The sequence below is a fragment of the Lampropedia puyangensis genome (genome assembly GCF_004833285.1).
In the GTDB taxonomy this organism is placed as follows: domain Bacteria; phylum Pseudomonadota; class Gammaproteobacteria; order Burkholderiales; family Burkholderiaceae_C; genus Lampropedia; species Lampropedia puyangensis.
Genome location: NZ_STFG01000001.1, coordinates 154,833 through 175,430, shown reverse-complemented (window position 1 = coordinate 175,430; position 20,598 = coordinate 154,833). Strand labels below are relative to the sequence as shown.

The window sequence follows — 20,598 nt, the reverse complement described above, 5'->3', positions numbered from 1 at the left end:
CCGGGATGCGCGTAAAACGCCGCGTAGGAGGAGCCTTTGGTGGAAGAAGCTGAATGGGAGCCGGTCATAAACGAAGGTGAAAATGGGGGACGATTTGAGGAGGACTTGACGGTTTATGCGCCTGTTGCAGGCTCTGGCAACGTAATGCCTTTGCGGACGGCGGGGCGAGCCGCCACGCGCGCAAACCATGCGCTCAAATGGCGGTATTGCTGGAAGTCAAAAGCGATGATTTGCGCGATGTGCAGCCAGCCGAAATGGGCAATGTCGGCGATGGAGTAATCCTCGCCCGCAAAATACGGGCGGTTGGCAAGGGCGTCATCCAGCACACCAAAGGCTTCTTCTGTGAGGCGGCGGTAACGCGCAACGGCCGCAGGCATAGCTTCTGTGGCGAACAACTCAAAGTGCACGCGCTGCCCCAGCAGCGGCTCCACGCTGGCAGCTTGGAATTGCAGCCACTTGATCGCCTCCCATCGGGCAGGTGGCTCGGTGGGGAGCAGTCGGCCCGTTTTCTCGGCCAAGTACAAAAGGATGGCGGAAGACTCAAAAAGCACCACGCCGGTTTCGCTGTCCTGCAGCACCGGAATGCGGCCATGCGGGTTGAGCGCGAGGAACGCGGGGTGGCGGTGCTCGCCCGCATCGATGCGCACATGGTGAAGCTGGTACGGGATGGCAAGCTCCTCCAGCGCAATGCTGGCTTTGAAGCCGTTAGGGGAACTGTCGGAATAGAGATGCAGCATTGAATATGCAGTTAAACTAAATTGATTATTTGTAAAGAAATTCGATTTTCTTTCTAATGAATCTGCTTATAAAGCGATAATTTCTGCTCAATAAATTTAGATTTACTAAATTAAATATGAACCATCCTTTGCAAGCTTTGCGCACCTTTGTCGAGGTGGGGCAGCGCGGCAGCGTCAAAGCCGCAGCGCAGGCCCTGCACGTCACGCCGGGGGCGGTCAGCCAGCAAATTCGCTTGCTGGAAGATCGCTTAGGGGTTGTGCTGTTGGAGCGTGAGCGCTCCGGCATGCGCCTCACGCCAGCGGGTGTCAGCATCCATCCGCAGTTGCTGCAGGCCTTTCTGCAAATCGACCAAGCCGTGCGCAACTTAGAAGCCGCAAAAGCCCAAAAGAGCCTGACGGTGAGCACCGTGGCGACGTTTGCGGCGTCGTGGCTGGTGCCTCGACTGGGGCGCTTTAAGCTGCTGCACCCGGACATTGAAATTCGGGTGGAGGCAACGTCGGAGCTGGTCGATTTGCGCCGCGATCGGGTGGATGTGGCGCTGCGGCACGGGCTGGGCGATTACCCCGGACTGGAGGTGATGCCATTGATGGCGCCGGTCTTAACGCCTGTGGCATCGCCAGCGTTTTTGGCGGAGCATCAAGCCACGATTCAGGAGGCGGCCGATTGCCTTGACTACCCTTTGCTGCACGATGGGGATCGTGCTGATTGGGCACTTTGGCTGCAAGCGCATGGCGTTCCAGAGGATGTGCGCGCCCAGCGCGGCAGCGCTTTTGAGGACGATTTTTTGCTGATTCGCGCCGCCGAGGCGGGACAAGGTTTGGCGCTGGTGCCCCAAGCCTACGCGCTGGAGGAAATTGCTGCGGGCAGGCTGGTGCAAGTGCTGGACAAGCCGTGGCCTGCGCGGTTTGCCTATTACACCGTCACCCAGCCCGGTGCCAGTGCCCGCGCAGAGGTGCGTGCTTTCATCGACTGGATCGTGCAGGAAGCAGCGGCATAGTGGCGTTCGGGCCAAGCCTAGCGTTTTGGATTTTTCTTCATACGGTTTGCTGACTTTGCCTCAGAGCTTTTCGGAGCGCTTGCCGCAGAACTAGTCGCTGCATTAGTAGCTATAGCCATCCCCGCCTGAGCCCACTCCGGCACGCCGCCAATCAAGCGCTGCGCTTGGTAGCCGTGGCGCAGCAGCAGCTCCACAGCCTGCGTCGATGAGATGCAGTAAGGGTCGCGGCAATAGGCCACGATGTTGGCCTGTGGCAATTGCTGCAATTGCGATTGCAGTTGCGCAATGGGAATGTTCACCGAGCCCGGAATGTGCGCTTGCGCGAACTCCACCTCCGAGCGCACATCAATGAGCATGGTGGTTTGCTCGCCCATGCGACGTTGCAGCTCCGTCACGCTGATCGCTTCGAGCTGCTGCAGGTGAAAATCTTGCGCAATCGTTTTGTGCAACTCTCTGCGCTGAAACTCCGCATAGTTGCGCAAAGCTGCCAGCACCTCGGTCAGCGGGCCTTGGCCCAACTGGTAGAGCATCTGCTTGCCATGCCTGCGCGCCGTCACAAAGCCACCGCGTTTGAGCGTCTGCAAATGCTGGGAGGCGTTGGCAATGCTCAGCTGTGCATGTTCCGCCAATGGCTCGACCGCAATCTCACCGTACGACAGTTTTTCAAGCAGCACCAAGCGCTGCGGGTTGCCCAGCGTTTTGGCGATGTCTGCGAACTGCGCTAAAACACTCAGGCCTAGAGTAGTGTTTGGATGATCCATTGCGAGACGATAGCATTTGAACTATCATTCAATTTATTAATTGAATGTATAACCATCAAAGAGGTACAGATATGGGTATGGCATGGAGCAACAGTGGCGCCGCCTTGTGGGTTTGTTTGGTCATTGCCGTGGCAGCCGCGAGCATTTCCTACACGATCACGATGACCGAGTTGTTCGCACCGCTGCGCGCATGGAGCCAAAAGCTCGGCCACATGATCGGCTACCTGTTCACCTGCTTTTATTGCATGAGCCACTGGGTCGTGATCGCCGCGGTGTTGATCTACCAACCGCGCTTGATTCAAAGCGAATTTTTGGTGGTCGACCTGATCGTCTCCACCTTCTTCACCATCACCCTTAGTGCGATGGTATGCGGCGTACTATTCAAAGTCTTTTTGACCGCCATGACCATGAAGCTCAAGAAAAAAGAAGTGACCGAAGCTTTATCCAAATAAAGCGAAAGCATGTTGGCGATATTGGTGACAATGCTCAACCACCCACCAAACACCCGCAGCGTAAAGTTCTGCCTATCAACACGTTATAAGGAATGAGACTTCCTACCGAGCCTGCCTACTGGAGGCGTTTTGCGCTCCATCACCAAGGCTTAGGCGCACATAAAGCATTTGGCAGCGGGCTTGAAGGCACTATGCGTGCCATTGAGCATCTTGGTTATGTGCAGATAGACACACTCTCTGTGGTTGAGCGTGCACACCACCACATCTTGTGGAGTCGTGTCCCCGACTACTCAAACAACCACCTGAATCAATTGGTGCGTAGCGGGCAGATCTTCGAATATTGGTTTCATGCCGCCGCGTACCTGCCAATACAGGACTATCGGTTTGCATTGCCGCGCATGATGTCATTCCGTCGCGGCGAAAGCCCATATTTCAAAAGCGTGGATGCCAAGCTGATGCAAGAGATTCTGGCCCAAGTTCGTGGCGAAGGTGTGCTGCGCACCCGTGATCTCAAAGAGAGTGGCAAAGGCAAAGGAGCGTGGTGGGACCATGGTCCAGGCAGGCGAGCCCTTGATAAGCTCTTCATGCAAGGAGACTTGATGATTTGCGAGCGCCAAGGCATGGAAAAACTCTATGCTCTGCCTGAGCAGGTACTGCCGGATGGTGTCAATATGCAAGAACCATCGGCAACAGAAATGGCTTCTTATCTACTGGACAAAACGATTCAAGCGCACGGCATTGTGACTTGGAAGCAACTCATGCACTTGCGATCGGGGCGCCCCTTGCGAGAGGCTATGCGAGAGCTGCTGCAGCAACGGACGGAACAAGGTGAATTGGCGGCTATAGCGTCGGCAGAGTGGCCAGACACCTACGTCTCGGTCAAAAGTTTGAACGATCTTGCCCAAATTGGCCATTGCCCAGAAGTGCAGTTGCTGTCGCCTTTTGACAATGCCGTTATCCACCGCGAGCGCCTTCAACAACTGTTTGATTTCAACTATCGCCTAGAAAGCTACACTCCTGCGGCCAAGCGTTTGTATGGCTATTTTTGCTTGCCTATTCTCTGGCAAGGCCATTTTGTTGGCCGCATTGATTGCAAAGCCAATCGCGCAACGCAATGGTTTGAAGTGATCAGTCTTCATATGGAAGGCTCCGCAGAGCTGCCACCCCCATTTTCGCAAGCATTAAAAGCAGCGATTGCTCAGTTGGCTGCATTCTGTGGGTGTTCCCATGTGGTTTCAAACCTATGATGCGACCTTGGCTTGAGAGCGTAAACACGTTCTCAGATCGCCATTCAATTTCACCCTTCACTCCTCATTGCTCCTAATGCCTCTTAATCGTCGCAATGTGCTGCTGGCAGGTGCCAGTTTGCCGCTTTTGGCTTCTTGCGCCAGCCCTTTGTCAAACCCTGCGCGTATTGCCCAGCTGGCAACGCAACCGGTGGATGAAGTGGCACAAACCTTAGGAGTTTGCTCTGCCGCTTACGCGGTATTGCGCGGCGGGAAGTTGGTCGATTCGGTGCCGGTTTCGGGTTGCTCTGGCACGCAGCCGTCAGGCGAGGTGATTTTTCAGGCCGCTTCCTTGACCAAGCCTTTGGTGGCGTATGCTGCTTTGTTGCTGGTGCTGGATGGCACCTTGGATCTGCACACGCCAATCAGTCGCTATTTGCCGCAAGGCTACGTGCACTTCCACAGCGTGCTCAAGCGCGCTGCGGGCGATGCACACGATGTGGTTCCGCCAGACGTGCTGGCACGCCTTACGGTGGCGCAGTTGCTGCAACACGCATCCGGCTTTCCCAATTGGTCATCGGGAGCATTGAAGCTAGAGACTGAACCGGGGTCGCGCTGGGGCTACTCGGGCGAAGGCTTTATGCTGCTGCAAGCTGTACTAGAGGCGGTGACGAACACCAAGCTTTCAGTGTTCGTTGAGCAGCGGGTGTTTGCCCCGCTGGGTATGGCCAATTCCAGCTTGATTTGGCACGAGGGTTTGCAAGCCCGCGCGGTGCGCGGCACCACGCGTTTGGGTTTGCGCCCCATGGTGCAGTTTGAGCATGCAGTGGCAGCGGCGTCGCTCTACACCACGGCCGGAGACTATGCGCGTTTCATGGCCGCGCTGCTGCAAAACGATGCACTTCTGGCCCTCACCATCGCCAAGCCGATCGAGGTGGATGCTGCGCTGGGTTTGCAATGGGGATTGGGCTGGGGGGTGGAAGAAGCCGCAGGTGGCCCTTATCTGTGGCAATGGGGCAATAACCCGGGGTTCCGGGCATTTGCCATGGCGTCCGTCACATCGAAAGATGGCTTTGTCCTGCTCACCAATCACGATGCGGGCATGCCGCTGGCGGCAGCTTTGGCGCAAAAATTCTTGCCTGCAGAGCACAAGGTGTTTCAGTTTCCGTGGGTGGCGTGATGCTTGAACGACAGGCAGGGGGTGAAAACTGCTTTGCGGTTATGCGCTTTATTTCTCTGTTTTTTTCAAGTGGGTAATCACGCCAAGCCTCTGCGCCAAGCGCACAAAATTGGCGCGGTCTAAATCCAGTCGTCTGGCCGCTGCGGCGGTGTTGCCTTTTGCGGCATGCCATGCTTGTGTGAGCAATTGCCGCTGCAAAGCGTCGACTTGTTGCCTCAAACCCAACGCAGATGAATTTAAAGGCAAGGCTGGCACCGCCGCTGCACTTTGGGCATTTGTGTCGATTGGCGCCTGCTGGGCAGGCATCCCCAAATCCTCAGGTTCCAGCGTAACGATGGAATGGGAGCGGGCGGCATCAAGACCCTGTTGCTGGCTGGTGGTTTGGCGCCCCAGCGCTTTGAGTGCGGCACGTGCAATCAGGTATTCCAGTTCACGCACATTGCCGGGCCAATAGTGCTCTTGCAGGGCTTGCTCCGCAGCTTTGGCAAGGCGCAATCCACGCAAGCCCATGCGACGGCGATTCACTTCAATGAAGTAACCGGCCAGAAGCAATACGTCATCACCGCGCGCGCGTAGCGGTGGCACACGCAGTGGAAAGATGCTCAAACGATGGTACAAATCGGCACGAAAGCGGCCTGCGCGGACCTCCTCGGCCAAGTCACGATTGGTCGCAGCAATCAAACGCACGTTGGCGTGGTGCTCGCGGTCAGAGCCGATGCGCTGCAGTTGCCCGTCTTGGAGCACGCGCAACAATTTGGCCTGTGCGGCCAAAGGCAGCTCGCCCACCTCATCCAGAAACAAGCTCCCCCCATTGGCCATTTCAAATTTGCCGCTTCGATTGCCGATAGCACCCGAGAACGCCCCGCGCACATGGCCAAACAATTCGCTTTCTACCAAATGCTCAGGCAAGGCTGCGCAGTTGACGCTGACCATCGCCTGCAATGCTCGTGTGGATTGGGCGTGCAACTGGCGCGCCACCAGCTCTTTGCCTACGCCCGTTTCACCGGAGATGAGGACGGTGAGATCACTGGGGGCGACCAGTGCAATCTCATCCAACAATTGTCGGCTGGCCTCGCTCTGGCCTATGAACGCAGGAGTTGGTGCTTGCGTTTGGCGGTAGGCCTCGACTTTACGGCTTTCGTCTTCCACGCGGCGTGCCAACTGCCGCAGCCGTGCGTCAGCCGCAACGGTGGCGGAGGCCAAACTGGCAAAGGTTTGCAAGGTCTCCAAATCGGCTGAGGTGAAGCTGCCCGCCTGCAAAGCGTCAAGCGTGAGCAGCCCCCAAACCTCATCGCCTAAGCGCAACGTGCACCCCATGCAGTCGTGCACTTCAAGGTGCGGGCTATCAGCCTGCACCAAACCATCATAAGGGTCAGGCAAATCGCAGTCGGGCGGGAATCGCAGCCCCTGCGGTGCCGCCAAAATGGCGCGCAACCGCGGCTGATCGGCCAACTTAAAGCGGCGCCCCAAAGTGTCGGCACTCAGCCCGTGAATGGCCAGAGGCACCAAGCTGTCGCCCTCTAAGCGCAGCAACGCAACCGCATCGCAAGGCAGCAAACTGCGCACCGTATCGAGAAGGCGTTGGTAACGCAGTGGTGCCGGGAGATCGTGCGCGAGATCGGCAATCAGTGGCGTGATGCCGGAAAGGATTTCGTGGGCCTTGGTCAAAATGACTTCTTTTGCGTTGGAATAAGTCATTTCATTATGTCGTATTGACATGAATATCCAGATGAATTTTTCCAAGCCATTGATCTATCACAACAATCAATCTGGAACACCTTTTGCAATGGAGATAGCGAAGGCCGCCGTAGCGCGGCATGCATGTTGATCCACAAGAAAGGACAGACTCATGTTGACTGAAGCCCAAACCGCCATCATCAAAGCCACGGTTCCCCTGTTGGAGACGGGTGGCGAGGCATTGACCACGCATTTCTACAAGATCATGTTGAGCGAACACCCAGAAGTTCGCCCATTGTTCAACCAAGCCAATCAGGCCAGTGGCAAGCAACCGCGCGCATTGGCCAATAGTGTGTTGATGTATGCGCGTCATATCGACAACCTTGGTGCATTGGGGCCTGTGGCGGCCCAAATCATCAACAAACATGTGGCATTGCAAGTATTGCCCGAGCACTACCCGATTGTGGGAAGTTGCCTGTTGCGCGCCATCCGTGAAGTGCTGGGCGCCGAAGTGGCCACCGATGCCGTGATCGATGCGTGGGCCGCTGCCTACCAGCAATTGGCCGATATCTTGATCGGCGCTGAAAGCAAAGTCTATGACGATCTGGCTGCAGCGAAAGGCGGTTGGCGGGGTGGGCGTGCATTCCGCGTTGCCCGCAAAACACCGGAAAGCAGCGAGATCACTTCTTTCTTGCTCGAGCCTGTGGACGGTGCCGCTGTGGTTGACTTCTTGCCAGGCCAATACATTGGCTTGCAGCTGATGGTTGAGGGGCAAGAAATTCGCCGCAATTACTCGCTCTCTGCCGCACCAAATGGGCGCAACTTGCGCATCAGCGTCAAGCGCGAGGCCGGTGGCGTTGCCTCTAACCATTTGCATGACCACGTGCATGCCGGCGATACGCTGACAGTCTTTCCGCCCGCAGGTGAATTCACACTGAGCGCAGCTGAGCGTCCTCTAGTGTTGATCAGCGGCGGCGTCGGCATCACCCCCACATTGGCAATGGCAGAAGCCACGCTTTACGCAGGCGAGCGCCCCATCACCTTTATCCATTACGCCCGCAATGCGCAAGTGCGTGCTTTTGGCCATGTGCTGGACGGTTGGGCCAAGCAGTTCCCGCAATTCAAGGCCTATCTGGTGTATGACACAGAAAATGCAGACGCTGACCGGCAACCTGATGCCATCGGTTATGCGAGTGCAGAGCAATTGGCCGCCTGGTTGCCCGAGAGCCTGGACGTGGACGCGTATTTTTTAGGCCCCAAAGCCTTCATGGGCTGCATCAAACAGCACCTGGAAAACTTGGGCGTGCCAGCGGGCCAAATCCACTGGGAGTTCTTTGGGCCTGCTGAAGCATTGGCCTGATTGGCGGTGCGGCTCCCGTCTCCGCTTTTGCGAACGCGGGAGGCAAGAGGCAGCCCCAATTTGGCAGTCAAAATGGCACCCGACAGTGGGTGCCAGGTTGTGCGATGCGGAGAATTTTTTAAAAACGGTTCCGCTTGTATGGTGCTCGTTCGTATAGAGGATGATAGGAATTCAAAACCACTTTTGATGGGGCTTTGAGCCAACTTGCTTGGCATCGCCTCCAGCAGCCATTTCAACGTGCCGGGTTGCTCTGCAGCCCTGCTCTAGCGCTAGCACTGTAGTTATTCAATGACCACAGCATGGCCGATGTTGATAGCCAAAGTGGGTGTGTGATTCCACTTGCTTTGTCTCATGCATCAGGAACTACGCCATGCCATTGCCGCACTCATCCTCTTCTTTGCAACCACGGTTATCCGCCTCAGCAAAACGCCCATCCCCACAGCATGCATCTGCACTTGCGTTGACACCAAGCGCAATCGCTGTCGCTATGTATTTAGGCTTGGCAGGGACGCTGGTATTGGGCAGTGTTGCCGCAAGCCCTGTCGCTGCGCAAACTGCAACCCCTGCCGCTACGCAGCGCTATGCCATCGCGGCAGGCTCACTCGAAAGTGTGTTAACACAATTTTTAAGCCAAAGCGGCGTGTTGCTGGCCGCGGACCCTCAACTGACGCAGGGCGTACAAAGCCCCGGCCTGCAAGGCAGCTATGACGTTCGCACGGCCTTAGCCTCATTGCTCAACGGTACTGGGCTACAAGCAGTGCCTGATGCTAATGGCGGCTACGCCTTGCGCTTGCTGACCAACACCAGCAATGCATCTCACGGTTCAGGTACCGCATTGCCAGAAGTGGTGGTGACTGCAGCCAACTTGGGGGAAGCTACGGAGGGCTCGAACTCTTACGTGGCGCAAGCCGTGGCCGTGGGCAACAAAACAGCGCAATCGCTGCGCGAAACACCGCGCTCGATCTCGGTGTTAACGCGCCAGCAATTGAATGACCAGCAAATTCAAAACGTCGACTCTGCGTTGGAGCAAATGTCCGGCGTGACGGTCATTCCTGGTAGCGGTTTGAAGTCATCGCAATACTACGCACGCGGCCACCAAATCACCAATTTTTCCGTCGATGGCTCACCCGGTGCCAGCTACCACGCCAACGACACGACGGTGAACGCAGGCATGGCCAAGTACGACAACATTCAATTGATGCGCGGGCCAGACGGTTTATTCTCTGGCAGCGGTGGGCCATCTGGCACCATCAATATGGTGCGCAAGCGCCCGACCGATCAGTTCCGTTTGACAGGTACAGGCTCGATTGGAAGATGGAGCAATTACTACGGCGACATTGACGTGGGCGGCCCTCTGAATGAGGCCGGTACTCTGCGTGGGCGTTTTGTGGCGGCACACAATGATCGTGAGTATTTCTACGATGGCGCGCACCGCCAAATCAGCACGCTCTACGGTATTGTGGAGGCGGACATCACACCCGATACGGTGCTGTCATTCGGTGCCAGTTTTGACCGTGAAGGCGGCTCTGGCCGCAGCACGCCACCGGGCTTTCCGCGTTACTCCAATGGTGTGCCGCTGCCAGTTCCCAGAAGCCAAGGCTATACCAGCTGGTCGTTTGCAGACAGTGAAAGCAAAAACGCGTTTGCGACTCTGGAGCACAGCTTCAATGCGGACTGGAAAGCCCGTGTGAATGCCTCACACACTGTCAGCGAGGTGAACACCAACTCCAGCTCCTACGTTGGCTCAGTCAACCCGATTACCGGTTTGGGCGCACAGATGTTCCCTGGCTCATGGGCAGAGAGCGACTTCACCACCACCACGGGCGATGCTTATGTGAGCGGGCGCTTCAATGCATTGGGACGCCAGCACCAAGTCTTGGTTGGCGGCGATTACCGCCACTCCAATGGCAAATACTGGCTCTTTAGTTCCACCGCGACGCAGCAACCCATTACCGATTGGTCATACGTTGACCCGAACGCGTTGCTGCCCCACAACTCGCAAGGCAACCCGGGTACGATTGCGTCGGGCAAGACCAAGCAAATCGGCCTGTATGCCAACCTGAAATCGCAAATTTATGGCCCGTTGCACGCCGTGATTGGCGGGCGCTATGCTTCGTATGAATATGTCTCTTTCAACCGCCAGGCAACAGAAGCGTTCAACCCAAAAACGACCAACAAGAGCAACAGCATCTTCACGCCGTATTACGCCTTGACGCTGGATTTGTCTGACACATGGACGACGTACTTCAGCACCTCGCGCGGTTACCAAGATCAAAGCAATTACTACACGGCTGATTTGGAGCCGCTATCGCCCTCCACCTCACGCAGCTACGAGTTGGGTATCAAAGGGGAGTTGCTGGACGGCAGGCTCAACGCCAGTGCGGCTGTGTACCGCAGCACCCGTGACAACTACGCTGTGCGCGAATCCACCGCCACTGATTTTGATGTGCCGGGCCGCAGCTGCTGCTGGCGTGGCGATGGAAAATTCTTAGCGCAAGGGATTGAGCTGGACATTGGCGGCGAAGTCGCGCCCGGTTGGCAAGTCAGTGGTGGCTACACGTTTGATGACAACAAAACCGAATACGGCAGTGCTGATGGCCAACGCTTTGCCAGCTACACGCCCAAACACATTCTGCGTTTGTGGACCAGCTACCAACTGCGCGAGCAGCTCTCAGGCTGGAAAATCGGCGGCGGCGTGCGAGCACAGACCAACTTCTTCCGCAATGGCACGGTCAGCACATGGAACCCCACTGGCGGCACTGATGGCACGGGTGCGTTTGATGGCCCATCCGAAACCTATGCCTTCACTGAGCCTGGGCGCGCTATCTGGAGCACCTTTGTGGAGTACCGCTTCAATCGCAACTGGACGGCTGCCTTGAACATCGACAACCTGTTTGACAAAACGTATTTCCAATCGGTGGGCGATACGCGTAACTGGTACAACGACGGCAGCTTCTATGGTGAGCCGCGCAATGTGCGTTTCACTATTCGCGGTACGTTCTAAGGCAGAGCTTGCACAGCGATGGATGAGAGCTGGGTGGTGGGGCAGAAATTGCTCAATGCCCATGCTGGCAAGTCACTGCTGAAAAGCGGCGTTGAGCCATTGCACCTCAAACAGCTCTGCATCACACCGCTCGCCCTGAGCCTGTCGAAGGGCTTTACTCAATAGACGAAGCGTTGTGCAGCGCTTTCGCGCCGGGCATTTGAAGTTTGTTCATGACAGACACCACCATGGCCCACCGCCTCCTCATGATTGGCTGCTGCATGTTGCGGCCCAGTCAAGGAGGTTGATTTCTTCATTCCGAAAGGCTTTTCCATGACATTCTCTATTTCGCACACCCTCAGTGCAGTGGCTTGTGCTGTGCTGTTGGCAGGCTGCCAAAGCACCCCAACGCAAACACCACAGTCGTCTAACGCATCTACTACATCTAATACTTCTGCCACATTGGCGAATGCACCGGTCTTGCGGCAAGACACATTCGACGGGGTGTATGAAATCACCGCAACGGCCGATGGTGGCTCTCTTTTCGTGGCCAGCGTCACCGGATTTGACCCACAAAACGGCGGCTTTGTGCACCGCCTGGATGCGCGCACTTTGCAAACAGTTCAAACCGTGCAAGTGCCGCGCCGTGCCTTTGCATTGGGTTTAAACAATGCGACCAACACCTTGTATGTGGGCAATACGATGGAAGGTTCTCTCTCTGTGGTGGATGCGCGCAGCGGTACCTTCAAAGGCCTGATTCAATTGGCTGAGCCCAAACAAAATGACAAAGGCCAAACCGTTTATGCGCACACGCGCAAGGTCATCGTAGACGAAGTGCACAACCGTGTGTTTGTCACCAGTCCGGGCCGCCCTGGTTTGATCTGGATTGTTGACGGCGCGACCAACACCTTGACGCACACCATCACCAGTGATGGTATTTGGTCAGCCGGGGCTGCATACGATGCCGAGCGCAATCGTTTGTACATTGGTCAAGGCGGTGAGAATGAAGTGTTGGTGATCAACCCTGATCGTGGCACGGTGGTGCAGCAACTGAGCACCGGTGAAATGACCGAAGCGCATAAAGGCCGCTCTGCGAACTTCTTCATCAACATCGCACTGGATGCGCAAGGCCAACGCTTGTTTGCAGCAGGTGGTCAGAAAAATCAGGTGTACGTATGGGATTTGGCATCTGGCCAAGTGATCCAGCGTATCCCCTTCTCGACCAGCACATTGGATATCCTCTACAACAGCGCACGCAATGAAGTGGTGACCAGCCACCGCGGCGATGATAAGACGGGCACCGGCTTTGTCTCCATCTTGGATGGCACCACCTTTGCCATCAAACGCACGATTGATCTGCCTGTGCATCCCAACAGCTTGGCGCTTTCACCCAATGGCCAAACCTTGTATGTGACGGTTAAAGCACCGCATGGTGATAAACACCCGGCATTTCGCAAAGATGCAAAAGACGGCGTTGTTCGTATTGACCTTTAAACCATTGCGCCAGTGGTGCTGGCCACAGCACGGCTGCGCTTTGCTTCATCGCAGCGCAGTTGCAACGGCCACTGCCACCATATTCAACGCCGGCGATCGCTTGTCATTGATTGCAAGCGCCAGGGTGATGGACTACGCTTGAAATTTGGACAGCATCATTACCAACGGCTTGCACAGCAGTGCCAACGCTTAAATGAATGGTCAATTGACTCCCTATGTTGGCGCACCTTCGATGTCGATGGCTCGCACACTGTCTGGCAAGTCTGCACGCATTGGACCAGCATTCGCCCACGCCAGTCATCTGGTAAACGCGTGACCACCGTACAGCCAGAACACGCCTTCAAGCGAGCCACCGTGGAGCAAGTACCCAACATACCGCAGCCCCTCATATTGGAGGTAACCTACCGTGGCAAAGCAATACCTCTATGAACGCAATGCGCATGCCGTTTGGAGCCAAGTCGCTGAGGGCAATGTCAAGATCCACCTCCTCTTTGACAAACATGGCTACGGCGACATCCGCCGCTATCACCCAGTCTTCTAGGGTGAACCACGCAGCTGCCAGCTGAGCTGGCGCTACAACTTCTGATTGCGTTTTTTTTCGGCGCAACGCTGCACTACAATTAACTGCGAATAATTCGTGTTTAATTTCAACACATGACAGCTACGCCCAGCCCATCCTTTACACACATTACCGGCCTCTACCAAGCTCACCACGGCTGGCTACAGGGCTGGCTGCGCAAGCGTTTGGGCAATGCCCATGAAGCTGCCGATCTGGCCCAAGATACGTTTGTGCGGCTCATGACTTCAACGGCCTCGCCTGTTGAGTCGGTACGTGAAGCGCGGCCTTATCTGGCCACCGTGGCCAAGCGTTTGATGCTCGACCATCTACGCCGTCAATCGCTGGAGCAGGCTTATTTGCAAGCCTTGACGCTACAACCAGAGCCGCTGGCACCCTCTGCCGAACAACAAGTGGCCATCTTGCAGGCCTTGCAGGAGGTAGATGCCATGCTCCATGCGCTGCCAGATAAAGTACGCGCAGTGTTCATCCTCTCGCAAGTGGAAGGGCTGAGCTATACCGCCATCGCCTGCGAACTGGGATTGAGCTTGCGCACCGTTAAGCGCCACATGGCCCGGGCCATGGCCGAATGTATTGTGCTGGCTAACTGATGTCCGCCACCACACGTACAAGCTGCTTGCCAGCAGCCGCAGCCGCAGCCACTGTCGCAATCCCTGCCCTGCCTGAATCTTCAACACAGGCACCTCATCCCCCCCCAGTCTCACGCCAAGTCGCCCAACAAGCGGCGCAATGGTTCGTACGCTGCAGCGAAGGAAAACTCACACCACAAGCACAGCAGGCTTTTGACACTTGGCTGGCTGCCGACCCAGCGCACACCGCCGCATGGGAACGTGCCATGCACATCAGCGGGCACATGCAGCAATTGCCAGCCAATGTCGCCAGCCCGGTGCTGCAGCGCCCAAGTCGCCATTCCACGAACCGACGCGCAGCGATACGTGCGCTGGCCGCCTTGCTGGTAACGGCACCTGCTGGCTGGTGGGCGTGGCGCCATGCGCCTGCACCATGGCATAGCGATTGGGCAAGCGCCACTGGGCAATTGCGCACCGTTACATTGCCCGATGGAACGCAGGTTCTGCTCGATACGGCCAGCGCCATTGATGTGGCTTTTGATGCCACGCAACGCGCCATCCATTTGCGCGCAGGCGCCATCATGGTCACCACGGCGCCTGACCCAATCGTCCGCAATGCCCCACATGGTCTGGCTCGCCCTTTTCTGGTGTTAACAGAGCAAGGCCAAGCACGTGCCATTGGCACACAGTTCAGCATTCGCCTAGAGGGCAACCGCAGCCAAGTTGCCGTCCTTGAAGGCGCCGTCGCACTCAGTCCGCGCAATGGCCACGCCACGCACACCTTGCATGCAGGCCAGCAAAGCCAATTCACGTCCAACGCAGTCTCCGACGTGGAGCCCTTATCGACACAAGCACAGCAATGGGCAAACGGCATTCTGGCCGTAGAAAACATGCCCTTGGGCAGCTTCGTGGCCGAACTGGCGCGCTACCGCAGTGGCCTGCTGCAATGCGACCCTGCCATTGCATCGCTGCGTATCACAGGGGCCTTCCGAGTGGCCGACACTGATGCCGTGCTCCATAACCTCACACAACTGCTGCCCATTTCTGTACGCCAACGCACACGCTATTGGGTGACGCTGGTGCCCCAAACACGCGATAGTGAATAAAGACCAGCACCATGCCGATGCGATAGCCTACTGTGCCAAGCAGCCTTCGGTTTACAAGAGGAGCTGCACAGCGCAAACTTCAGAGGCTTTATTCCTGCACATTTATTTTTCAATATCTGGCCCTTTTTGCTTTTCTGGTTCGTCCTGTCCTTGAAAGCGCGTATTGGTCGACACACCCTGCGCAGCACACCACCAAAGGAAACTCCGACATGAGCCAGCCATTGCATACAGCGCCACTGCGCCGCCTTCCCCTTCACGCCCAACCGGTCCAAGGCAGCATTTCCCGCCAATTCATCAGCAGCCCTATTAGGGCAACCACGCTGGCGTTTGCGGCACTCCTAAGCCTCACCTGCATCCCTTCGACTCAGGCGCAAACTGAACCTACAGCGCAACAGCAACAGCACCGTTTTCAAATTGCACCAGGTAGTCTGGTTGCCGCATTGGCCAGTTTTGCAGCACAAGCAGGCGCTAATGTCAGCGCACCGCCTGAACTGGTAAGCGGAAAAAACACTGCTGGCCTGCAAGGCAGTTTCAGTGCGGCTGAAGCACTGCAACGACTTTTGGCCGGAACAGGCTTAGAAGTAGCTTCTGGCCAAAATGGCAATTTTGTTCTGCGCGCCACAGTGGCTACCGGCAACGCGGCATCTGCAGGCAGCTTGCCCGAAGTAGTGGTCACCGCACCATCACTTCCCCCTGGCCGCACAGAAGGTGCTGACAGCTACGCCGCAACAGGGCCAAGCAGCACAGCCACGCGGTTGAATCTGTCGCAACGTGAAACACCCCAATCGGTCAGTGTCATCACCCGCGAGCACATGGATGACCGTGGCTTTCAATCGCTGGACGAGGTCGCCCTGGACGCCACGGGCATCACAACCAGGCAGCTCGGCGGTGGTGAACGCACCCAGTTTTTTGCCAGAGGCTTTGCCATCAACACCTTCCTTGCTGACGGGGTTCCACTCGACTTCGACTATGACACCGAAGGGGTCGCCACACTGGCCATGTACGACCGCGTAGAAGTACTGCGTGGTGCCTCAGGCCTGATGACTGGCACAGGCAATCCTTCAGGCACCATCAGTCTGGTACGCAAGCGGCCCACCGCAACACCACAGGCGTCCATCACCGGCAGCTACGGTTCATGGGCCAACCGCCGTGGCGAGCTCGATGTGGCAGGCCCATTGAACGCGGCAGCCACACTGCGCGGGCGTACCGTTGTGGCGCTGCAAGACTCCAACACATTCAAACGCGCCTACGAGCACCAGCGGCGCCTCGTCTATGGCACTGTAGAGGCCGACCTTAACGCCAACACCGTACTGAGTATTGGAGGTTATTACAACCGTGAAGACAACCCTGGCGCAGACTGGAATGGTTTGCCTACTGCACGCGACGGCAGCTTTTTACCCTTTGACCGCTCTACCCGCCTGACACCCGACTGGGCCTATTGGAATAAGGAAAACACCAGTGTCTTTGCTGAGCTTGAGCATAACCTCGACAACGGCTGGACAGCCCAGACCACGGCACGAGCCTTGCGCAGCAAGATGGACATGAAAGGAACCTACCTGTACCCGCTAGAGGACTCCGACACCCTCTTTGGCCAAGGGGCGGGCGCCTACATCTACGAGAAAACACAGTACAGCCTTGATGCGATGGCCAAAGGCCCCTGGACCGTAGGAGGGCGTACGCACGACGTAGTCGTCGGTGCCAGCCTGCGTCGCTCCAGCAATGACGATGGCCCCGGAGGCTGGCCTTCAGACTACGCTCCAACGATTGATCCCCTCAGTTGGGACCCGGGATCCCAAGCCATGCCCAGCTTCAATTACCAGTGGGGCAGAACCGCCATGCAGCGCCAGTATGGCATCTACGGCACCGTGCGCCTGCATGTCGCTGACCCACTGCATGTATTGGTTGGCGCCCGACTGGATTCTTACCAGTACCAACAGGAAATCGTCTCGGGCCCCACTTTCAGAGGCCACAGCGCCTACCGCGTCAGCAGTGAATTCACGCCTTACCTAGGGTTGGTTTATACCCTCAATGACCAGCATTCGGTCTATGCCAGCTGGGCCAGCATTTTCCAACCACAAAACTACGAAAGCGCCAACGGCAGTTTGCTCGACCCGGTTCAAGGCACCAACCTGGAGTTGGGGCTAAAAGGAGAATACTTTGGTGGCCGCTTGACTGGTAGTGCTGCTGTATTTCAGGTAAACCAAGACAACCTGCCGATGGCCTTGGCGCTTGCCAACTGCGCGCCGGGTGCGACCGAATGCTACGCACCTGCTGGCGAAGTACGTGCACGGGGTGCTGAATTTGAACTTGCCGGAGAACCTGTACCCGGCTGGAGCATAGCCACAGGCTACACCTACTACACCGCACGCCACATCAAGGCTTCCTCAGAAGCGGCAGCGGGCACACCGTTTGACACACAAACGCCTCGCCACCTGTTCAAACTTGCGACCCGCTGGCGCTTGCCCGGCGCATGGAATGACTGGTCGATTGGCGCATCGCTGCGCACCCGCAGCAACACCCGCCTTGCGCAATACAACGTATACCAAGGCGGCTACACCATCATGGATGTGATGGCCGCATGGCAAGTCAGCCGAAATCTGGATATTCGCCTGAACCTGAACAACATTTTCGACAAAACCTACTACCAAAACATTGGCAGCACCCAAGACAACAACCACTTTGGTGCGCCACGCAATGCCTTGATCACTGCACGCTACCAGTTCTGAGAGATTCGCAATCTGGTGCAACTGAAGCAAAAGAAAAAGCAAAAACCACTGCATTCAATTGCAGTGGTTTTTGCTTTGCATGGCCTTTTAAACAATCGTCTGTTCAATTTAAAAGCTACCGCGTAGCGTGAAATACACGCTGCGAGGCTCGCCATACATATTGGCGCCTGAGATGGTCCCCACGCTTTGCAGGTATTTCTTGTCGAACACGTTATTCACGTTAATGCCTGCAGTCCAATGCTTGCTGAAAGGATACTCGGCAAACACGTTCCACACTGCACGCCCCGGGTCAGTAAACCGGTACGATTGTGTAGGCCCATCAAAAGCACCTAATCCATCTGGGCCGCCTTGCGGGTTCCATCCTTTGACAGAGCCTTCACGGAAATGCTCTGACTGCATACGCACCCCGCCCCCCAATCGCAACCCAGGCAGTGCCTGACTTAAGCGGTAGCTGCTCCACACACGCAATGTATGGCGTGGCGTGAACGATGCGTAACGCTGGCCCGTATCTTCTCCATACTGTGTGGAGTTGTCGTCGTAGGCATAGCCTGCGTTGACTTGCCAGGCTGGGGTCAACTCACCACTGACCTGCACTTCAATGCCGCGCGATTCAAAACGGCCATCACCGCTATAGCAACAGCTTGCGCCATACGTATCGAATGAGGGGTCGTCGGAGACTTTAACGGCATAGTTGTTGCGCTTGGTACGGTACAGCGTCAAGCTCGATTGCAACTGGCCAGAGAGGTGCTCCCCTTTGATGCCAACTTCATAGCTCACGCCTTTGGTGGGGTCCAGCGCACGGTGTTGAGCGCTGTAATAACGACTTTGGTCTTCAAAACTCTCCGCCCGAGAGACAAAAACCGTCCAGTCCGATGCAATGTCGTAGACCAGTGCGTAGTAGGGTAAAAAGTACCCGTCATTGCGAGAAATCGTTGGAACCACTGGGCGATTCAGGCGACCACGTGCATCAGTATTGTCGTAACGTGCATAACGCCCCCCTAACACCCATTTCAGGTTGTCTGTCAGTGCCAACTCGGCAAAACCATACAGGCCTTTTTGCAGGTTCAAGTTGTTGCGAAACGAGGCCGGCGCATCTGTACTGTATTGGGTCATCGCGCCGGGGTTGAATGTATTCCAGTCAATAGGCATTCCTCCCACATCGCGCACACTGGAGATCGCTCCTGTATTGTGGGTGCGCACATAATCTGCCCCCAAAAGAACACGATGTTTGCGGTTGAATGCATCCACATGGCCACTCAAGCGGGCATCCATGGCGCGTGAACGAACATCCCCGCTGTACTGGTCTGTCCATTGGAAAATCGTTGACCCGGCTCCGGTCACCGGGTCCACTGCGCCGTTATAGAAGGGGATAAGCACATCCGTGGAGCTTCGCGTTGTGGAAGCATTCACAGCCAGCGACCATGCGTCATTGAAATGGTGATTCCATTCCACAAAATAGTTACGCGAGTCGCTATTCAAAAATGCAAATGCAGGCAAGCCAATACTGCGCGGCAGATCCAGTAACTCGCCAGTAACGTAGCGTGGAAAGGCAGTCGCCGAATCATGGCCACTGCCACGTTTTCTGTCTTGGCTAAAGCCCAAATTGACCGTGGAGAAGGCAGTCAGATCCACGCTGGCAACGCCGTAAAAAACCCCGTCTTTGCGGTGTGCGTTGTCATAGAACTTGTGCCTATCATTGTAGGAAGCCACCACACGCGTGCGGATGCGCCCGTCCTGCGTAACCGGTGTGCTGAAATCTACTTCCCCCAAATAGTTCTGCCACGAACCGATTGATGCCGCCGTTTTGAACTGTTGCTGCGCAGTCGGTTTTTTGCGGATCAGATTCATCGTGCCTGAAGGCTGTCCATTCCCAGAGAACAGCCCATCAGGCCCGTGCAAAAACTGTACGCTATCGTACTTGGCCATCGATGTATTGAATGTGAAGTCTCCTTCGGTTTTCGCCCTGGCAGGTGCCCCATCAATCAAAAAATTGCTGATGGTGTGTCCGCGTGAGTAATACCCGCCAGAGCCCCAACCATCGGTAGCCAATAGCGTCACACCAGGCAGTTGTTCAACCACATCATCAAAGCTGGCGATGCGCTGGTCATTGAGCTGACTGCGGGTGATGACCGAGACCGAGCGCGGCACCTCGCGTAAGGCCTGATTGGACTTACCAAGCGAAACCGTCTTGGCCGCATAGGAACCCGTTCCTTCAGTCAATCCATCCCATCCTGTGGCCGTCACCACTACTTCAGGCAAGGCTGTGCCATTGGCGTTCTCTGCCGACGCGATTTTTCGCAAGGCATAGGCTTTCTCTCCCTGCCCCTGGACCTGCCAGCCGGTTCCCTGCAAGAGCAACTCAAACGCTTGCTGTACCGTGTAGCGCCCTTGCAAGCCACGGCTCCATTGGCCCGCCACACTGGCTGGATCAAACACCAACTGCACACCAGCGGCAGCAGCGAACTGGGCCAGCACATCGCCTAAACCACCCGCTCCAACATCAAAGTGCCACTGTGCTGCGCGAGTGCCTTCAGGGCTACCTTGCTGCGCTTGTGCCACAGGCAGAACCCCCAACCCGAATACCAAGCCGAGTATGGCAGCACGTACGGCCAAAGTTGACGGTTTGAGTGATGGTGAAAAAGAGGTGGCAAAGGCCAACGGCCATCGCGGGGGTAACGTGGGCAGTGAGGTTTTGCCAAGTTGGCGGGAAAAGCGACGCATGGTGCTGAGGCTCCTTGAAGCTGCGTGGTGA

General features: G+C 56.4%; 16 protein-coding genes. 11 read left to right on the top strand and 5 right to left on the bottom strand.

The annotated features are described in order from the left end of the window. Window positions 1-113: 113 nt before the first annotated feature. Complete coding sequence (locus E9531_RS00670) at window positions 114-737, bottom strand: glutathione S-transferase family protein (protein WP_136571811.1); 624 nt, start codon at window positions 735-737, stop codon at window positions 114-116. Window positions 738-853: 116 nt separating this feature from the next. On the opposite strand from E9531_RS00670, the gene E9531_RS00665 reads away from it, so the two are divergent. Next, window positions 854-1,735, top strand: a complete 882-nt coding sequence (locus tag E9531_RS00665) for a LysR substrate-binding domain-containing protein (RefSeq protein ID WP_136571810.1) — start codon at window positions 854-856, stop codon at window positions 1,733-1,735. Window positions 1,736-1,752: 17 nt separating this feature from the next. Here E9531_RS00665 and E9531_RS00660 read toward each other — a convergent pair whose 3' ends face one another. Continuing rightward, a complete protein-coding gene (locus E9531_RS00660) occupies window positions 1,753-2,496 on the bottom strand; it encodes an ArsR/SmtB family transcription factor (protein WP_136571809.1) in 744 nt (247 codons plus the stop codon). A 71-nt stretch (window positions 2,497-2,567) separates the two neighbouring features. On the opposite strand from E9531_RS00660, the gene E9531_RS00655 reads away from it, so the two are divergent. From E9531_RS00655 to E9531_RS00645, 3 genes are all read left to right on the top strand, one after another. Next, entirely contained in the window at window positions 2,568-2,948 is a 381-nt protein-coding gene (locus tag E9531_RS00655; RefSeq protein WP_211343340.1) for a DUF1360 domain-containing protein, read from the top strand. 92 nt (window positions 2,949-3,040) lie between these two features. Next, window positions 3,041-4,195, top strand: a complete 1,155-nt coding sequence (locus E9531_RS00650) for a winged helix-turn-helix domain-containing protein (protein ID WP_136571808.1) — start codon at window positions 3,041-3,043, stop codon at window positions 4,193-4,195. A 76-nt stretch (window positions 4,196-4,271) separates the two neighbouring features. Continuing rightward, on the top strand, window positions 4,272-5,354 hold the full coding sequence (locus E9531_RS00645) for a serine hydrolase domain-containing protein (protein ID WP_136571807.1): 1,083 nt from the start codon (window positions 4,272-4,274) through the stop codon (window positions 5,352-5,354). A 48-nt stretch (window positions 5,355-5,402) separates the two neighbouring features. Here E9531_RS00645 and norR read toward each other — a convergent pair whose 3' ends face one another. Then, window positions 5,403-7,052, bottom strand: a complete 1,650-nt coding sequence (gene norR / locus E9531_RS00640; RefSeq protein ID WP_136571806.1) for a nitric oxide reductase transcriptional regulator NorR — start codon at window positions 7,050-7,052, stop codon at window positions 5,403-5,405. Window positions 7,053-7,203: 151 nt separating this feature from the next. Between norR and hmpA the strand changes: the two genes are divergently transcribed. Both hmpA and E9531_RS00630 read left to right on the top strand, forming a co-directional pair. Then, window positions 7,204-8,391, top strand: coding sequence for an NO-inducible flavohemoprotein (hmpA, locus tag E9531_RS00635; RefSeq protein ID WP_136571805.1), 1,188 nt, complete (start codon window positions 7,204-7,206; stop codon window positions 8,389-8,391). A gap of 370 nt (window positions 8,392-8,761) precedes the next feature. After that, on the top strand, window positions 8,762-11,395 hold the full coding sequence (locus E9531_RS00630) for a TonB-dependent siderophore receptor (RefSeq protein WP_136571804.1): 2,634 nt from the start codon (window positions 8,762-8,764) through the stop codon (window positions 11,393-11,395). Between the two features lie 158 nt (window positions 11,396-11,553). On the opposite strand, the gene E9531_RS17425 is transcribed toward E9531_RS00630, so the two are convergent. Further along, window positions 11,554-11,709 (bottom strand): hypothetical protein, encoded by a 156-nt coding sequence (locus tag E9531_RS17425; RefSeq protein WP_158291688.1) that lies wholly within the window; start codon window positions 11,707-11,709, stop codon window positions 11,554-11,556. Between E9531_RS17425 and E9531_RS00625 the strand changes: the two genes are divergently transcribed. The 5 genes from E9531_RS00625 to E9531_RS00610 all read left to right on the top strand — a co-directional run bounded on the left by E9531_RS00625 (window position 11,708) and on the right by E9531_RS00610 (window position 17,846). Continuing rightward, window positions 11,708-12,868, top strand: coding sequence for a YncE family protein (locus tag E9531_RS00625; RefSeq protein WP_136571803.1), 1,161 nt, complete (start codon window positions 11,708-11,710; stop codon window positions 12,866-12,868). The two genes, E9531_RS17425 and E9531_RS00625, sit on opposite strands and share 2 nt — an antisense overlap. Before the next feature lie 406 nt (window positions 12,869-13,274). Next, the gene (locus E9531_RS17885; protein ID WP_280177163.1) at window positions 13,275-13,409 is read left to right on the top strand and encodes a hypothetical protein; all 135 of its coding nucleotides are present in this window, start codon (window positions 13,275-13,277) and stop codon (window positions 13,407-13,409) included. 113 nt (window positions 13,410-13,522) lie between these two features. Further along, entirely contained in the window at window positions 13,523-14,035 is a 513-nt protein-coding gene (locus tag E9531_RS00620) for a sigma-70 family RNA polymerase sigma factor (protein ID WP_136571802.1), read from the top strand. Continuing rightward, a complete protein-coding gene (locus tag E9531_RS00615; protein ID WP_136571801.1) occupies window positions 14,035-15,120 on the top strand; it encodes a FecR domain-containing protein in 1,086 nt (361 codons plus the stop codon). Before E9531_RS00620 ends, E9531_RS00615 begins: the two co-directional genes overlap by 1 nt. A 209-nt stretch (window positions 15,121-15,329) precedes the next feature. Then, on the top strand, window positions 15,330-17,846 hold the full coding sequence (locus E9531_RS00610; protein WP_136571800.1) for a TonB-dependent siderophore receptor: 2,517 nt from the start codon (window positions 15,330-15,332) through the stop codon (window positions 17,844-17,846). Window positions 17,847-17,954: 108 nt separating this feature from the next. On the opposite strand, the gene E9531_RS00605 is transcribed toward E9531_RS00610, so the two are convergent. Next, window positions 17,955-20,567 (bottom strand): TonB-dependent siderophore receptor, encoded by a 2,613-nt coding sequence (locus E9531_RS00605; RefSeq protein WP_136571799.1) that lies wholly within the window; start codon window positions 20,565-20,567, stop codon window positions 17,955-17,957. Between the last annotated feature and the right edge of the window lie 31 nt (window positions 20,568-20,598).

Excerpts from the sequence above, each read along its gene's own strand:
- E9531_RS00670 (WP_136571811.1), bottom strand. The coding sequence starts at position 737 with ATGCTGCATCTCTATTCCGACAGTTCCCCTAACGGCTTCAAAGCCAGC.
- E9531_RS00665 (WP_136571810.1), top strand. The coding sequence starts at position 854 with ATGAACCATCCTTTGCAAGCTTTGCGCACCTTTGTCGAGGTGGGGCAG.
- E9531_RS00660 (WP_136571809.1), bottom strand. The coding sequence starts at position 2,496 with ATGGATCATCCAAACACTACTCTAGGCCTGAGTGTTTTAGCGCAGTTC.
- E9531_RS00655 (WP_211343340.1), top strand. The coding sequence starts at position 2,568 with ATGGGTATGGCATGGAGCAACAGTGGCGCCGCCTTGTGGGTTTGTTTG.
- E9531_RS00650 (WP_136571808.1), top strand. The coding sequence starts at position 3,041 with ATGAGACTTCCTACCGAGCCTGCCTACTGGAGGCGTTTTGCGCTCCAT.
- E9531_RS00645 (WP_136571807.1), top strand. The coding sequence starts at position 4,272 with ATGCCTCTTAATCGTCGCAATGTGCTGCTGGCAGGTGCCAGTTTGCCG.
- norR (WP_136571806.1), bottom strand. The coding sequence starts at position 7,052 with ATGACTTATTCCAACGCAAAAGAAGTCATTTTGACCAAGGCCCACGAA.
- hmpA (WP_136571805.1), top strand. The coding sequence starts at position 7,204 with ATGTTGACTGAAGCCCAAACCGCCATCATCAAAGCCACGGTTCCCCTG.
- E9531_RS00630 (WP_136571804.1), top strand. The coding sequence starts at position 8,762 with ATGCCATTGCCGCACTCATCCTCTTCTTTGCAACCACGGTTATCCGCC.
- E9531_RS00625 (WP_136571803.1), top strand. The coding sequence starts at position 11,708 with ATGACATTCTCTATTTCGCACACCCTCAGTGCAGTGGCTTGTGCTGTG.
- E9531_RS17425 (WP_158291688.1), bottom strand. The coding sequence starts at position 11,709 with ATGGAAAAGCCTTTCGGAATGAAGAAATCAACCTCCTTGACTGGGCCG.
- E9531_RS00620 (WP_136571802.1), top strand. The coding sequence starts at position 13,523 with ATGACAGCTACGCCCAGCCCATCCTTTACACACATTACCGGCCTCTAC.
- E9531_RS00615 (WP_136571801.1), top strand. The coding sequence starts at position 14,035 with ATGTCCGCCACCACACGTACAAGCTGCTTGCCAGCAGCCGCAGCCGCA.
- E9531_RS00610 (WP_136571800.1), top strand. The coding sequence starts at position 15,330 with ATGAGCCAGCCATTGCATACAGCGCCACTGCGCCGCCTTCCCCTTCAC.
- E9531_RS00605 (WP_136571799.1), bottom strand. The coding sequence starts at position 20,567 with ATGCGTCGCTTTTCCCGCCAACTTGGCAAAACCTCACTGCCCACGTTA.